At 65.7% G+C, this 14,243-nt stretch carries 11 protein-coding genes, 3 tRNA genes and 1 pseudogene; all 15 read right to left on the bottom strand.

Annotated elements, in window-relative coordinates:
• Position 1: 1 nt before the first annotated feature.
• Positions 2 to 472 carry a 30S ribosomal protein S7 gene (rpsG, locus tag AC1U7O_RS01395; protein WP_479892758.1) on the bottom strand — a complete coding sequence of 157 codons (471 nt, stop codon included), beginning with the start codon at positions 470 to 472 and terminating at the stop codon, positions 2 to 4.
• A 33-nt stretch (positions 473 to 505) separates the two neighbouring features.
• Positions 506 to 877, bottom strand: coding sequence for a 30S ribosomal protein S12 (rpsL, locus tag AC1U7O_RS01390; protein WP_479892757.1), 372 nt, complete (start codon positions 875 to 877; stop codon positions 506 to 508).
• A gap of 108 nt (positions 878 to 985) precedes the next feature.
• Positions 986 to 5,167 (bottom strand): DNA-directed RNA polymerase subunit beta', encoded by a 4,182-nt coding sequence (gene rpoC, locus AC1U7O_RS01385; RefSeq protein WP_479892756.1) that lies wholly within the window; start codon positions 5,165 to 5,167, stop codon positions 986 to 988.
• An 82-nt stretch (positions 5,168 to 5,249) separates the two neighbouring features.
• On the bottom strand, positions 5,250 to 9,218 hold the full coding sequence (gene rpoB, locus AC1U7O_RS01380; protein ID WP_479892755.1) for a DNA-directed RNA polymerase subunit beta: 3,969 nt from the start codon (positions 9,216 to 9,218) through the stop codon (positions 5,250 to 5,252).
• Positions 9,219 to 9,290: 72 nt separating this feature from the next.
• Complete coding sequence (gene rplL, locus AC1U7O_RS01375) at positions 9,291 to 9,668, bottom strand: 50S ribosomal protein L7/L12 (RefSeq protein WP_479892881.1); 378 nt, start codon at positions 9,666 to 9,668, stop codon at positions 9,291 to 9,293.
• Between the two features lie 48 nt (positions 9,669 to 9,716).
• Positions 9,717 to 10,223 (bottom strand): annotated as a pseudogene (gene rplJ, locus AC1U7O_RS01370) (50S ribosomal protein L10); the annotation flags it as partial.
• A 25-nt stretch (positions 10,224 to 10,248) separates the two neighbouring features.
• Positions 10,249 to 10,950 carry a 50S ribosomal protein L1 gene (rplA, locus tag AC1U7O_RS01365; protein ID WP_479892754.1) on the bottom strand — a complete coding sequence of 234 codons (702 nt, stop codon included), beginning with the start codon at positions 10,948 to 10,950 and terminating at the stop codon, positions 10,249 to 10,251.
• A 40-nt stretch (positions 10,951 to 10,990) separates the two neighbouring features.
• Positions 10,991 to 11,416 carry a 50S ribosomal protein L11 gene (gene rplK / locus AC1U7O_RS01360; RefSeq protein WP_479892753.1) on the bottom strand — a complete coding sequence of 142 codons (426 nt, stop codon included), beginning with the start codon at positions 11,414 to 11,416 and terminating at the stop codon, positions 10,991 to 10,993.
• A gap of 87 nt (positions 11,417 to 11,503) precedes the next feature.
• A complete protein-coding gene (gene nusG, locus AC1U7O_RS01355; RefSeq protein ID WP_479892880.1) occupies positions 11,504 to 12,040 on the bottom strand; it encodes a transcription termination/antitermination protein NusG in 537 nt (178 codons plus the stop codon).
• Between the two features lie 99 nt (positions 12,041 to 12,139).
• Positions 12,140 to 12,334 carry a preprotein translocase subunit SecE gene (secE, locus tag AC1U7O_RS01350; RefSeq protein WP_479892752.1) on the bottom strand — a complete coding sequence of 65 codons (195 nt, stop codon included), beginning with the start codon at positions 12,332 to 12,334 and terminating at the stop codon, positions 12,140 to 12,142.
• Between the two features lie 79 nt (positions 12,335 to 12,413).
• Positions 12,414 to 12,489: transfer RNA gene (locus tag AC1U7O_RS01345), tRNA-Trp, on the bottom strand.
• 27 nt (positions 12,490 to 12,516) lie between these two features.
• Positions 12,517 to 12,666, bottom strand: coding sequence for a 50S ribosomal protein L33 (gene rpmG / locus AC1U7O_RS01340; RefSeq protein WP_479892751.1), 150 nt, complete (start codon positions 12,664 to 12,666; stop codon positions 12,517 to 12,519).
• Positions 12,667 to 12,738: 72 nt separating this feature from the next.
• Positions 12,739 to 13,944, bottom strand: coding sequence for an elongation factor Tu (gene tuf / locus AC1U7O_RS01335; protein WP_479892750.1), 1,206 nt, complete (start codon positions 13,942 to 13,944; stop codon positions 12,739 to 12,741).
• 17 nt (positions 13,945 to 13,961) lie between these two features.
• Positions 13,962 to 14,037, bottom strand: a tRNA-Thr gene (locus AC1U7O_RS01330).
• A gap of 120 nt (positions 14,038 to 14,157) precedes the next feature.
• Positions 14,158 to 14,232 (bottom strand) — tRNA-Gly (locus AC1U7O_RS01325).
• Positions 14,233 to 14,243: the final 11 nt, after the last annotated feature.

The raw sequence follows: 14,243 nt of genomic DNA, 5'->3' as shown, positions 1-14,243 counted from the left end.
GCTACCAGCGATAGTGCGCGAAGGCCTTGTTCGCCTCCGCCATCCGATGCGTATCTTCCTTCTTCTTGACCGACGCGCCCGTGTTGTTCGCGGCGTCCAGCAACTCCCCGGCCAGCTTCTCCTGCATGCTCTTGCCGCCTCGGGACTTGGCGTACAGGGCGATCCAGCGGAAGGCCAGCGCCTGCCGCCGAACCGGCCGGATCTCCACCGGCACCTGATAGGAAGCCCCGCCGACCCGGCGCGACTTCACCTCGACCACCGGTTTGACGTTGTCGAGGGCGGCCTTGAAGACCTTCAACGGGTCGTTGCCCGTCTTCTGCTGAATCAGGTCGAAGGCGCCATAGCACACCCGCTCAGCCGTGCTCTTCTTGCCGCACGACATCAGGACGTTGATGAACTTCCCGACGGTCTTGTCCCGGTACCGGGGGTCGGGGATGCCCTCGCGAAATCCGACGACGTGTCCTCGTGGCATGGTGCTCCCGTACGATTGACTGGACGACGAACGCTACTTCGGACGCTTGGCGCCGTACTTGGACCGGCTCTGTTTCCGGTTGGCCACCCCGACGGCGTCCAGCGATCCGCGCACGATGTGATACCGCACGCCCGGCAGGTCCTTCACACGGCCGCCGCGAATCAGGACGATCGAGTGCTCCTGCAGGTTGTGCCCCTCTCCCGGGATATACGTAGTGACCTCGATCCCGTTGGTCAGCCGCACGCGCGCGACCTTCCGGAGCGCCGAGTTCGGCTTCTTCGGCGTCGACGTATAGACTCTGAGGCACACGCCCCGCTTCTGCGGGCAGCGCTTGAGCGCGGGGCTCTTGGTCTTCCCTACGGCCTGCCGGCGACCGTGCCGCACCAGTTGGTTGATCGTTGGCATCGCTCTCTTTGCACCCTCTCTACCCGTTCGACGACGGGCGCATTGCCCAAAGCCGGCGGATTATAGTGGACCTTCCCGCTCCTGTCAAGACGACGAGAGAGGACCGCTTCATCCTTCCAACGCGTCCGCCTTCTCGCTGGGCTCGGCGTCCGGCTGAACCGCGAGTTGGCCCTTGTCCACCGCGACGATCGGTTCTTCCTTTTTCGCGCTGATCACGAACGTGTCGCGGTACTCCGCGAAGCCCGTGCCCGCCGGGATCAAACGACCGACGATCACGTTTTCCTTCAGGCCGAGCAGCGGGTCTTCCTTGCCGTTGATCGCGGCCTCGGTCAGCACGCGCGTCGTCTCCTGGAAGGAGGCGGCCGAGATGAAGCTGTCCGTCGTGAGGGCCGCCTTGGTGATGCCCAGCAGAACCGGCTTGCCCATCGCCGGCCGGCCGCCCTTGGCCAGCACCCGCTCGTTCTCGTCCTCGAACACGAACTTGTTGGCCTGGCTGCCCGGCAGGAATTCCGTGTCCCCCGGGTCCTCGATGCGCACCTTGCGGAGCATCTGCCGGACGATGATCTCGATGTGCTTGTCGTTGATGGACACGCCCTGCAGGCGGTACACGTCCTGCACCTCGTCCACGAGATACTTCTGAAGCTCCTTCGGCCCCAGGACGTCCAGGATGTCGTGGGGGTTCGCGGAGCCGTCCATCAGCGGCTCGCCCGCCCGCACCCAGTCGCCCTCGTGCACGTTGACGTGCTTGCCCTTGGGGATGAAGTACTCCTTCACGTCCCCCACCTTGTTGTCCACCAGCACTTTCCGCATGCCCTTGACGAAGCCCGCGTAGGACACCTCGCCGTCGATCTCGCTGATGACTGCGTGCTCCTTGGGCTTGCGCGCCTCGAACAGCTCGGCCACGCGCGGCAGACCCCCGGTGATGTCCTTGGTCTTGGTCGTTTCGCGCGGGATCTTGGCCAGCACGTCGCCCGGATGGACCAGTTGGCCCTTCTCCACCAGGATGTGGGCGCCGACCGGCAACAGATACCGCGCGACGGCCGCCGCGCCGGACACCTTGGCCGTCTTGCCCCCCTCGTCCTTGATCGAGATGCGCGGGCGCAGCGTCGCCCCCGCGTGCTCGATCACGACCTTGCGCGACAGGCCGGTGACCTCGTCGAGTTCCTCCTTCATCGTGACGCCTTCGAGGATGTCGCCGTAGGCCACCTTCCCGCCGACGTCGGTCAAGATCAACAACGAATAGGGGTCCCACTCCACGAGCTTCTGTCCGATCTCGACCCGATCGCCGTCCTTGACCTTGATCTTCGCCCCGTACATGACCGGGTACTTCTCCCGCTCGCGGCCGGTCTCGTCGTAGATCGCGATCTTCGCGTTGCGGTTCATCACGACCCACTCGCCTTCCTTGTTCCGGACGGCGATGGCCGCGTTGTGCACGTCGGCGTTCTTCTTGGCGTCGAAGCTCATGAACCGCATCGCGCCGGCGTGCTTGGCCTCGAGCACCGTCTGCTCGACGACCTTGCTCGCGGTGCCGCCGATGTGGAAGGTCCGCATCGTGAGCTGCGTGCCCGGCTCGCCGATCGACTGGGCCGCGATGACGCCCACGGGCTCGCCCTTCTCGACCAGCCGGCCGCGGGCGAGGTCGCGCCCGTAGCAGCGGCGACAGACGCCGCGACGGGACTGGCAGGTCAGCACGGACCGGATCTTCACCCGGTCCACCCCGGCCTCGACGATGCTCTTCGACCGTTCTTCATCGATCTCTTCGTTGGCCTTGACGATGATCTCGCCGGTCACGGGGTCACGGATGTCCTCGCCCGCGAGCCGGCCCAGGATGCGGTCCTCGAGCGGCTGGATGATCTCCCCGCCCTCCACGAGGGCCGTCACCACGATCCCGTCGGTCGTGCCGCAGTCGTCCTCGCTGACGATGACGTCCTGCGAGATGTCCACGAGGCGGCGCGTCAGGTAGCCGGAGTTCGCCGTCTTCAGCGCCGTATCCGCCAGACCCTTGCGGGCGCCGTGCGTCGAGATGAAGTACTGCAGCACGGTCAGGCCCTCGCGGAAGTTGGCCGTGATCGGCGTCTCGATGATCTCGCCCGACGGCTTCGCCATCAGACCGCGCATGCCGCCGAGCTGGCGGATCTGCTGCGAGCTGCCGCGAGCCCCGGAGTCCGCCATCATGAAGATGGGGTTGAACGCTCCCTGGCTCTTCTCCGCGCCGCCGGTGCCGAGTTCCTTCATCATCTCGTTGGCGACCTGCTCCGTGACGTGGGCCCAGATGTCGATCACTTTGTTGTACCGCTCGCCGTTGGTGATGAGGCCCTCGCCGTACTGCTTCTCGATCTCGTTCACCTCGCGCTGGGCGCGGCTGATCAGCTCTTCCTTCCTGGCCGGGATGTGCATGTTGTCGATGCAGATGGAGACGCCGGCCTTGGTCGCGTAGTGGAAGCCGATGTCCTTGATGCGGTCCAGCAGCACGACCGTCTCCTTGTGGCCCGCCTGCCGGTACACCGTGTCGATGAGCCGGGTCATCTCCTTCTTGGTCATGAGCTGGTTGGCGTGCGAGAACGGGATCGAGGGAGGCAGAATCTCTCCCAGCAGCACACGCCCCACCGTGGTCCCGATCAGCGCGCCGTCGATCCGGACCTTGATCTTGGCGTGCTCCTCGACCTCGCCCGCGTCGTAGGCGATCCGCACCTCCTCCGGCGAGGCGAAGACCTTGCCCTCGCCCTTCGCGCCCGGCCGCTCCTTGGTCAGCCAGTAGCAGCCCAGGACCATGTCCTGCGAGGGCACGGCGATCGGCTTGCCGTTGGCCGGCGAGAGGATGTTGTTGATGGACATCATGAGCACGCGGGCCTCGATCTGCGCCTCGACGGACAGCGGCACGTGGACCGCCATCTGGTCGCCGTCGAAGTCCGCGTTGAACGCCGCGCACACGAGCGGATGCAGGCGGATGGCCTTCCCCTCCACGAGGACGGGGTCGAAGGCCTGGATGCCGAGCCGGTGGAGCGTGGGCGCGCGGTTCAAGAGCACGGGGTGCTCCCGGATCACCTCATCGAGCACGTCCCACACCTCCGGGCGCTCCTTCTCGACCAGGCGCTTGGCGCTCTTGATCGTGGTGGCCGCGCCGCGCTCCTCCAGCTTGTGGAAGATGAACGGCTTGAACAGCTCCAGCGCCATCTTCTTGGGCAGCCCGCACTGATGCAGCCGCAGCTCGGGCCCGACGACGATCACCGACCGACCCGAGTAGTCCACGCGCTTGCCCAGAAGGTTCTGGCGGAATCGGCCCTGCTTGCCCTTGAGCATGTCGCTCAGGGACTTGAGCGGCCGCTTGTTCGGCCCGCGGATCGCCCGGCCGCGCCGGCCGTTGTCGAACAGGGCATCCACGGCCTCCTGGAGCATCCGCATCTCGTTCCGGATGATGACGCCCGGCGCCTTCAGCTCGATCAGGCGCTTGAGTCGGTTGTTCCGATTGATGACGCGCCGGTAGAGGTCGTTGAGGTCCGACGTGGCGAACCGCCCGCCGTCGAGCGGGACGAGCGGGCGCAGCTCCGGCGGCAGCACCGGAATCACGTCCATGATCATCCACTCCGGCTTGTTGCCGGACTTGCGGAAGGCTTCGATGACCTTCAGCCGCTTGGCGTACTTCTTCTTCAGCGCGGCCGAGGTGGACACCTTCGCCTTGGCATGGAGTTCGTCCCAGAGCTGGGTGATGTCGATCTTGCGCAGGAGCTCACGGATCGCCTCGGCGCCGATGCCGGCCTTGAAGGCGCCCAGCCCGTGCTCATCCTGGAGGCTGCGGAGCTTCTCCTCCGTGAGGAGCTCCTTCTCGCGCAACGGCGTCTCGCCGGGGTCCACGACGACGTAGCTCTCGAAGTACAGGATTTTCTCCAGGTACTTGAGGCTCATGTCCAGCAGCGTGCCGATGCGGCTGGGCACGCCCTTGAGGAACCAGATGTGCGCGACCGGCGCGGCGAGCTCAATGTGTCCCATCCGCTCCCGGCGGACCTTCGACTGGATGACCTCGACCCCGCACTTGTCGCAGACGATGCCGCGGTGCTTCATCCGCTTGTACTTGCCGCAGTTGCACTCCCAGTCCTTGATCGGCCCGAAGATCTTCGCGCAGAACAGCCCGTCCTTCTCCGGCTTGAAGGACCGGTAGTTGATCGTCTCCGGCTTCTTGACCTCGCCGTAGGACCACGAGCGGATCTTCTCGGGGGAAGCGATGCGAATCCGCATGGAATCGAACGACACGGAATCGCGCGGCTTCTCGAACAGGGTGTAAATGCCTTCCAATGTAGCCTCCTCGGAAGTTTTGAGTGGCGAGTGTTGCGTTACCCGAACACTGAAAACCGAGAACTCAAAACCGCCCGCCTGTTCAGTCCTTCGCCTTGATCAGTTCCACGTCGAGCCCGAGGCTCTGCAGCTCCTTCACGAGCACGTTGAAGGACTCCGGCAGGCCCGGCTCCAAGAACGGCTCGCCCTTGACGATGGCCTCGTACATCCGGGAGCGGCCCGGCACGTCGTCGGATTTCACCGTCAGGAACTCCTGCAGGGTGGAGGCGGCGCCGTACGCCTGCAGCGCCCACACCTCCATCTCGCCCAGACGCTGGCCGCCGAACTGAGCCTTGCCGCCCAGCGGCTGCTGCGTGACGAGCGAATAGGGCCCGATGGACCGCGCGTGGATCTTGTCGTCCACCAGATGGTGCAGTTTCAGCATGTACATATACCCGACCGTGACGGGGCTACCGAAGGGATCACCGGTCCGCCCGTCGAAGAGCGTCGTCTGCCCGCTCGACGGCAGCTTCGCCTTCTTGAGCAGGTCTTTGATCTCCTTCTCCGAGGCGCCGTCGAACACGGGGCTCGCGACGTGGATCCCGAGCGCCTTGGCCGCCCACCCCAGGTGGGTCTCCAGGATCTGGCCGACGTTCATGCGCGAGGGCACCCCGAGCGGGTTCAGCACGATCTCGACCGGCGTCCCGTCCGGCAGGTACGGCATGTCCTCCTCCGGCAAGATGCGCGAGACGACGCCCTTGTTCCCGTGCCGACCGGCCATCTTGTCGCCGACCGAGATCTTCCGCTTCATCGCGATGTAGACCTTGACGAGCTTGATCACCCCGGGCGGCAGCTCGTACCCCCGCCTCAGCCGTCCGACCTTCTCGTCGTAGAGCGTCTGCAGGATTTCAATCTGCTCCTTGGCCTGGCGCTCGAGCTCCTCCAGCGCCTTCTGCTCGTCGGGATCGCTCAGGATGATGTGCCGGACGTTCTCGTCCGACAGCCGCTTGAGGATCTCCGCCGTCAGCTTGCCCTTCTTCTTGAGGATGACCTCGCCGGACTCCGGGTCCATGAGGTCGCGCCCGACCACCTTGCCGAGGAGCAGTTTGCGGATCTTCTTGTTCTTCTCCTCTTCGATGATCCGCAGCTCATCCTGATGGTCCCGCTGGAGCTTGAGCACGTCCTCGCTCTCGATCGTGCGGGACCGCTCGTCCTTGTCGAGCCCCTTGCGGGAGAAGATCTTCACGTCCACCACGATCCCCTCCACGCCCGGGGGGACCGTCAGGGAGGTGTCCTTCACGTCGCCCGCTTTCTCGCCGAAGATGGCGCGGAGCAGCTTCTCCTCCGGCGTGAGCTGGGTCTCCCCCTTGGGCGTGACCTTGCCCACCAGGATGTCCCCCGGCTTCACCTCGGCGCCGATGCGGATGATGCCGCTCTCGTCGAGGTTCCTGAGCGCCTCCTCGCCGAGGTTCGGGATGTCGCGGGTGATTTCTTCTTTGCCCAGCTTGGTATCCCGCGCCTCGACCTCGAACTCCTCGATGTGGATGGAGGTAAAGACGTCCTCGCGGACGAGGCGCTCGCTGAGCAGGATCGCGTCCTCGAAGTTGTATCCGCCCCAGGGCATGAAAGCGACCAGCACGTTGCGCCCGAGCGCCAGCTCGCCCCTGTCGATGGCCGGGCCGTCGGCCAGCACCTGCCCCTTCTTCACCGGCTGGCCGACCCGGACGATCGGGGTCTGGGTGATGCAGGTGTTCTGGTTGGACCGCTGGAACTTGACCATTTCGTAGACGTCCAGCATCGCGTCGCTCTTCCGCGACCCCTCCTCGCGCTTCCTGGGGTCCGCCCGGACGACGATGCGCGTCGCGTCCACGCTCTCGACGACGCCGCCGCGCCGGGCCAGGACGACATAGCCGGAGTCGCGGGCGACCACCGCCTCCATGCCGGTGCCGACCAGCGGCGCGTCCGTCCGGATCAGGGGCACCGCCTGCCGCTGCATGTTGGAGCCCATCAGGGCGCGGTTGGCGTCGTCGTGCTCCAGGAAGGGCACCAGCGCCGTCGCGACGCTCACGACCTGCTTGGGCGACACGTCCATGTACTCGATCTTGTCGGGCGTCGTCGTCACAAAGTCCCCGCCGTACCGCGCGGAGACCGTCTCGGACACGATGCGCCCCGAGGCGTCCATCTTCGTGTTCGCCTGGGCGATGTAGTGCCGCTCGCCTTCGATCGCCGAGAGGTATTCGATCTCGTCCGTGACCCGCCCCTTGCGGACCCTGCGGTACGGCGCCTCGATGAAGCCGAACTCGTTGATCCGCGCGTAGGTGGCGAGCGAGGTGATCAGCCCGATGTTCGGCCCTTCCGGCGTCTCGATCGGGCAGATGCGGCTGTAGTGGGAGGGGTGCACGTCGCGCACCTCGAACCCCGCCCGCTCGCGCGTCAGCCCGCCGGGGCCCAGCGCGGACAGGCGCCGCTTGTGCGTGATCTCCGCCAGCGGGTTCGTCTGGTCCATGAACTGGGAGAGCTGGCTGCTGCTGAAGAACTCCTTGATCGCCGCCACGACCGGCTTGGCGTTGATCAGGTCGTGCGGCAGGACCGTCTCCATGTCCAGCAGGTTCATCCGCTCCTTGATGCTCCGCTCCATTCGGACCAGACCGAGCCGGAACTGGTTCTCCAGCAGCTCGCCGACGGACCGGACGCGGCGGTTCCCCAGGTGGTCGATGTCGTCGATCTCACCCTTGCCCATCTTCAGGTTGACCAGGTAGCGGATGACCTCGACGATGTCCTGGGGCGTGAGCGTCCGCTGCTCCAGCGGGAACTCCAGGCCGAGCTTGGTGTTCAGCTTGAGCCGGCCGACCGGCGAGAGGTCGTACCGCTTCGCGCTGTGGAACAGGTTGTCGAAGAGCACCTTGGCGGTCTCGATGGACGGCGTCTCGCCGGGACGGAGGCGCTTGTAGATCTCGACCATCGCCTCCTCCTTCGACCCCGTCCGCTCCATCTCCAGCGTGTCGAGGATCACCGGGGTGGCCGTCGTGCTGTCGAGGTAGATGACCTTGAAGCTCTCGACGTCGCTCGCCAGGATCCGCTCGACCGCCGCCTGGGTGAGCCGCTGGTTCTTGTCGAGGATCTTCTCCTTGGTCGCCGGATCCACCAGCTCGGTCAGCACGGCGCGCCCGACGAGCTCCGCGGGGTTGACGGGAACCTCCTTCACGCCCTCGGCGCGCAGGCGCGCGATGACGGTCCTGGTCAGCTTGGCCCCCTCCCGGACGATCGGCTCGCGGCTCCCCTTCTGCGTGACCTCGATGGAGGACTTGAGGCCGTGGTGGATCTCGGGGTCCAGCTTGCGGAGGAGCTTGCCCTTGGACACCCGGATCTCCTCGACGGGGTAGTACAGCTTCAGGAGGTCGTCCGAGGAGTACCCGAAGGCCTTCAGCAGGATCGTCGCCGGCATCTTGCGGCGGCGATCGATGCGCACGTAGAGGATGTCGCGTGCGTCGAACTCGAAGTCCAGCCAGGAGCCCCGGTAGGGGATGATGCGGGCGGAATAGAGCACCTTCCCGCTGGCGTGGGTCCGCCCCTTGTCGTGCGTGAAGGAGGCGCCGGGCGAGCGGTGGAGCTGGCTGACCACCACGCGCTCCGTGCCGTTGATGATGAACGTCCCCCGTTCCGTCATCAGCGGCAGCTCGCCCACGTAGACTTCCTGCTCGCGCACGTCGAGGACCGGCTTCTTCGGCCCCTTGTCCTCCTTGTCGAAGACGACCAGCCGCACGCGGACCTTCAGCGGGACCGCGTAGGTCATCCCCTGCTCCAGGCATTCCCGCACGTCGTATTTGGGCGTCCCGAGCGAGTAGCTGGAGAACTCCAGGACGGCGGTGTTGTTGTAATCGGCGATGGGGAACACGCTGGTCAGCGCGGCCTGCAACCCCCTGTCTTCCCGACGTTCCGGCTCGACCTCCATCTGCAAAAACTGCTCGTAGGAGCGCTTCTGGATTTCGATCAAGTCTGGGATGTCGATGTTGGCGCGAATCTTGGAAAAATCCTTGCGCTCGATCGTCCCATTGACTGTCGGTTCCGACATGCCGTTGTCCTCCACGGTGAATCGTCAGGCGTCGCCGGCGGGGGACCGCCGGCGTGACCGTCCTCCGGCTTCCTACTTGACCTCGATCTTGGCGCCAGCCTCTTCGAGCTTCTTTTTGATCGAGTCCGCTTCTTCTTTGGCGACGCCCGTCTTCACCGGCTTCGGCGCACCCTCGACCAGGTCCTTCGCCTCCTTGAGGCCCAGGCTGGTGATCTCGCGCACGACCTTGATGACCTGGATCTTCTTGTCCGCCGCCGCGCTGGCGAGGATCACGTCGAAGGACGTCTTCTCCTCCGCCGGGGCCGCCGCCGCGCCGCCGGCCGGAGCCGCCGCCACGGCCACCGGCGCCGCCGCGGTCACCCCGAAGCGGTCCTCGAGGCCCTTCACGAGCTCGGACAGCTCCAGGACGCTCATGCTCTCGATTGCCTTGATGAACTCTTCCTTCGACAGCTTGCTCTCGCTCGTCGGCATGTCCCCCTCTCCTTTCTTCTTGTCCTGAATGGCCTGAATGACTCCCACCAATTCCCGCAACATCCCGCTCAGCGCGAACACCAGCCCGCGCAGCGGCCCCTGCATGGCCGACAGCAGCATCGAGAGCAGCGCGTCCCGGGTCGGCAGCGACGCCACGGCGACCACCTGTGGCGCCGCAAGCACCTTGCCCTCCAGGACGCCGCCCATGATCCGGATCTTCTCCTCGCGCTTCTCGGCCTTGATGAAGTCGCGCAGGATCTTCGCGGGCAGCACCGGATCGTCGTAGCCGATCACGACCGCCAGGGGGCCCTTGAAGTAGGGCTTGGCCGCCGCCAACGCCGTGCCCTCGACCGCGCGGACGGCCATCGTATTCTTCACCACCCGAAATTCCGCCTTCGCGCCGCGCAGCTGCTTGCGGAGCTCCGTGACCTGGTTCACCGGCAGCCCGCTGCACTCGGCCATCACGGCCAGCCGCGCCCGCGCGAACTTCTCGTGCAGCACCGCCACCGCCGACGCTTTCTCTTCCTTCTTCATACGCTCTCCTCGCCCTTCGGCCTCGTCAGCTCCACTGCTTCGTGATCGCGACCGTGTCCAGCCGGATGCCGGGCCCCATCGTGCTCGAGATCGTGGCACTCCGCAGGTACTTGCCCTTGCAGGAGGCCGGCCGGGCCTTCAGCACCGACTCCAGGATCGCCTGCGCGTTCGCCAGCAACTGCGGGGCCTCGAACGACCGCTTCCCGATCGGCACCTGGATGATGCCAGCCTTCTCGACCTTGTACTCGACCTTGCCCTTCCGGGTCTCGGCGACCGCCTTCCCCACCTCGAACGTAACCGTGCCGGTCTTGGGGTTGGGCATCAGCCCGCGCGGTCCCAGGATCTTGCCGAGCTTGCCGACCGAGCCCATGAGGTCGGGCGTCGCGACCGCCTGGTCGAAGTCCATCCAGCCGCCCTTGATCTTCTCGATCAGGTCGTCGGCGCCGACGTAGTCCGCCCCGGCCTCGCGCGCTTCCTGCTCCTTCTCGCCCTTGGCGAAGACGAGCACGCGCACCTTTTTGCCGGTTCCGTGGGGCAGCACCGTCGTGCCCCGCACCATCTGGTCCGCCCGCTTGGGGTCCACGCCGAGCCGCAGGGCGAGGTCCACCGATTCGTCGAATTTGACCGGCGCCAGGCGTTTCACCATGTCGACGGCCTCCTTCAGACCGTAGACCCTCGGCTCCACCTGGGCCAACGCCTCCCGCATCCGCTTGCCGATCTTCCCCATGTGCCGCTCCTTAGAGAGAGAACCGCCGCCGACCGGCGGGCTACCCTTGAATCGCGATCCCCATGCTGCGCGCGGTGCCCTCGATGATCTTGACCGCGCCGTCCAAATCGGCCGCGTTGAGGTCCGGCATCTTCTGCTTGGCGATCTCGCGCACCTTGGCCTTGGTGATCACGCCCACCCGGTCCTTGTTCGGAACCCCCGCGCCCTTGATGACCCCCGCGGCCTTCTTGAGCAGGTCCGACGCCGGCGGGGTGCGCGTGATGAAGCTGAAGGTCCGGTCCTTGTACACCGTGATGACGACCGGGATGATGCTGTCGCCTTCCTTCTGGGTCCGCGCGTTGAATTGCTTGCAGAACTCCATGATGTTCACGCCGTGCTGCCCGAGCGATGGCCCGACCGGCGGGGCGGGATTGGCCTTGCCGGCGGGAATCTGCAGCTTGATCTGGGTCACGACTTCCTTGGCCATGTCTTCACTCCTGTCACGAAGCGGTCGGCCCGCCGTACCCGGCCCGGAGCAGCACCGCCCCGAGGCTGACCGCCGACGGCTGACCGCTTAGATGCGCTCCACCTGCAAGAATCCCAATTCCACGGGCGTGGATCGCCCGAAGATGCTCACCAGGACCTTCACCCGGTTATGGTCGGTGTCCACTTCCTCCACGAGTCCGTTGAAGCCCATGAAGGGACCGTCGATGATCCGGACATTGTCCCCCTTGATGAAGCGGATCTGCTCCCGCGGGGCAGCCGTGCCGGCGTCCACCTGCTTGAGCAGGGACTCCGCCTCCTCCGGCGTCAGGGGAATCGGCTGAGCCCCGCCGCCGACGAAGCCGGTGACCTTCGGCGTTTCCTTGATGAGCTGGAGCGTCTCCTCGGTCAGGGGCGACTCGAGCTCCACCAGCACGTAGCCGGGGAAGAACTTGCGCTTCGAGGTCCGGCGTTTGCCGTCCTTGATTTCGACGACATCCTCCGTCGGCACGAGGACCTGCCCCAGCCGGTCGGCGAGCCCCATCTGGTTGGCGCGCTCGACGATGCTGCTCTTCACCCGCCCCTCGAAGCCCGCGTAGGTATGGATGACGTACCAGCTCTTGGTCATCTGCGTCCCTTCGGTCTTCACCACCCCGCCGTCTCCCTTCCCCGCAGCGACGGAGCGCGCGTCCCGGCCCGCGACGGAGCCCTGGCCGCGCCGTCCCCGCTAGATCACCTTGCTGACCAACCACACCAGGAACGAATCCACGACCGAGAGGTACAGCGACATGATGATGCAAAAGATGATCACGACCGTCGTGGATCCGATGGTCTCCGCCTTGCTCGGGAACGAGACCTTCTTCAGCTCGCTCCTGACGTCGCTCAGAAACTCGTTGATGGACGCCCACAGGCGTTTGAACATGGGAACACCTCTTCATCGAGCCGCGAAGGCACCTCCCGCGCACGCACGAGCAGGAGCGTGCGCGGCCGAGCACGCTCGGTGGCGGGGGCACCAGGATTCGAACCCGGACCTACGGTTTTGGAGACCGCCATGCTAGCCGTTAACACCATGCCCCCCCAGGAACCCGCTCCGACCGCCGCCCCCTACTTCACTTCCTTGTGCGGCGTGTGCTTCCGGCAGAACTTGCAGAACCGGTTCCGCTCCAGCCGGTCCGGGTCGTTCTTCTTGTTCTTCGTCGTCGAATAGTTCCGTTGCTTGCACGCCGTGCAGGCCATGGCAATGATCTCGCGCATCTCAGACTCCCGAGCCTTCGGCGTTCGGCATGCGATCCGTTCGGACCGACGGCCGAGGCGGCCGGCTCCTCGTTACGCCACGATTTCCGTCACCACGCCGGAGCCCACCGTGCGCCCGCCCTCGCGCACCGCGAACCGCAGCCCCTGATCCATCGCGATCGGCGCGATCAGCTCCGCCGTCACGCTCACGTTGTCCCCCGGCATCACCATCTCCACCCCCGCCGGCAACTGCATCACCCCCGTCACGTCCGTCGTCCGGAAGTAGAACTGCGGCCGGTACCCGTTGAAGAACGGCGTGTGCCGCCCCCCCTCCTCCTTCGTCAGCACGTAAATCTCCGCCTTGAACTTCGTGTGCGGCGTGATGCTCTTGGGCTTGGCCAGCACCATCCCCCGCTCCACCTCGTCCTTCTTCGTCCCCCGCAGCAGCACCCCGATGTTGTCCCCCGCCTGCCCCTCGTCCAGCACCTTGCGGAACATCTCCACGCCCGTCACCACCGTGGTCTGCGTCGGCCGCAACCCCACGATCTCCACCTCGTCCCCCACCTTCACCACGCCCCGCTCGCACCGCCCCGTCACCACCGTCCCCCGCCCGCTGATCGTGAAGACATCCTCGATCGGCATCAAAAACGGCTTGTCGATCGGCCGCGCCGGCGTCGGAATGTACGTGTCGATGGCCTCCAGCAGCTTCAGAATCGCCGGCACCCCGATCGGCGACTGGTCCCCCTCCATCGCCTTGATGGCCGACCCCTGGATGATCGGCGTCTTGTCCCCCGGAAACTCGTACTTGGTCAACAGCTCCCGCACCTCCAGCTCCACCAGGTCCAACAGCTCCTTGTCGTCGACCTTGTCCGCCTTGTTCAAAAACACCACGATGTACGGCACCCCCACCTGCCGCGCCAGCAGGATGTGCTCCCGCGTCTGCGGCATCGGCCCGTCCGCCGCGCTCACCACCAGGATCGCCCCGTCCATCTGCGCCGCCCCGGTGATCATGTTCTTGACGTAGTCCGCGTGCCCCGGACAGTCCACGTGCGCGTAGTGCCGCGCCTCCGTCTCGTACTCCACGTGGCTGATCGCGATCGTCAGAATCTTCGTCGGGTCCCGCCGCCCCTGGCTCTCCGACGCCTTCGCCACCTCGTCGTAGCTGACGAACTTCGCCATCCCCCGCTCGCTGCACACCTTCGTCAGCGCGCTCGTCAGCGTCGTCTTCCCGTGGTCCACGTGCCCGATCGTCCCGATGTTCACGTGCGGCTTGCGCCGCTCAAACTTCGCCTTCGCCATACGCCTCTCCTCGCTTGTGGAGCCCACGACGCGGATCGAACGCGTGACCTCGTCCTTACCAAGGACGTGCTCTACCGACTGAGCTACGTGGGCCTTTCAGCTTCGCCGCGCGTCGTTCGCGACTCGTGAAGCGTATTTCGCGATCTCCAGGACTCATTCTTTCATGCGCTTCACGCTTCACGAATACCGTTTCACGCCTTAACGTTTTCTTTATGGAGCGGGCGACGGGATTTGAACCCGCGACAACCAGCTTGGAAGGCTGGGACTCTACCACTGAGCTACGCCCGCCCCTTTACACG

Source organism: Candidatus Nitrospira neuquenensis (genome assembly GCF_979578155.1).
The sequence above is the reverse complement of the archived record's forward strand: the minus strand, read 5'-3'. Positions and strand labels throughout refer to the sequence as shown.

Coding starts and splice junctions, on each gene's coding strand:
- rpsG (WP_479892758.1), bottom strand. CDS start 472: ATGCCACGAGGACACGTCGTCGGATTTCGCGAGGGCATCCCCGACCCC.
- rpmG (WP_479892751.1), bottom strand. CDS start 12,666: ATGCGCGAGATCATTGCCATGGCCTGCACGGCGTGCAAGCAACGGAAC.
- nusG (WP_479892880.1), bottom strand. CDS start 12,040: ATGACCAAGAGCTGGTACGTCATCCATACCTACGCGGGCTTCGAGGGG.
- rplA (WP_479892754.1), bottom strand. CDS start 10,950: ATGGGGAAGATCGGCAAGCGGATGCGGGAGGCGTTGGCCCAGGTGGAG.
- rpoB (WP_479892755.1), bottom strand. CDS start 9,218: ATGTCGGAACCGACAGTCAATGGGACGATCGAGCGCAAGGATTTTTCC.
- rplK (WP_479892753.1), bottom strand. CDS start 11,416: ATGGCCAAGGAAGTCGTGACCCAGATCAAGCTGCAGATTCCCGCCGGC.
- secE (WP_479892752.1), bottom strand. CDS start 12,334: ATGTTCAAACGCCTGTGGGCGTCCATCAACGAGTTTCTGAGCGACGTC.
- rpsL (WP_479892757.1), bottom strand. CDS start 877: ATGCCAACGATCAACCAACTGGTGCGGCACGGTCGCCGGCAGGCCGTA.
- tuf (WP_479892750.1), bottom strand. CDS start 13,944: ATGGCGAAGGCGAAGTTTGAGCGGCGCAAGCCGCACGTGAACATCGGG.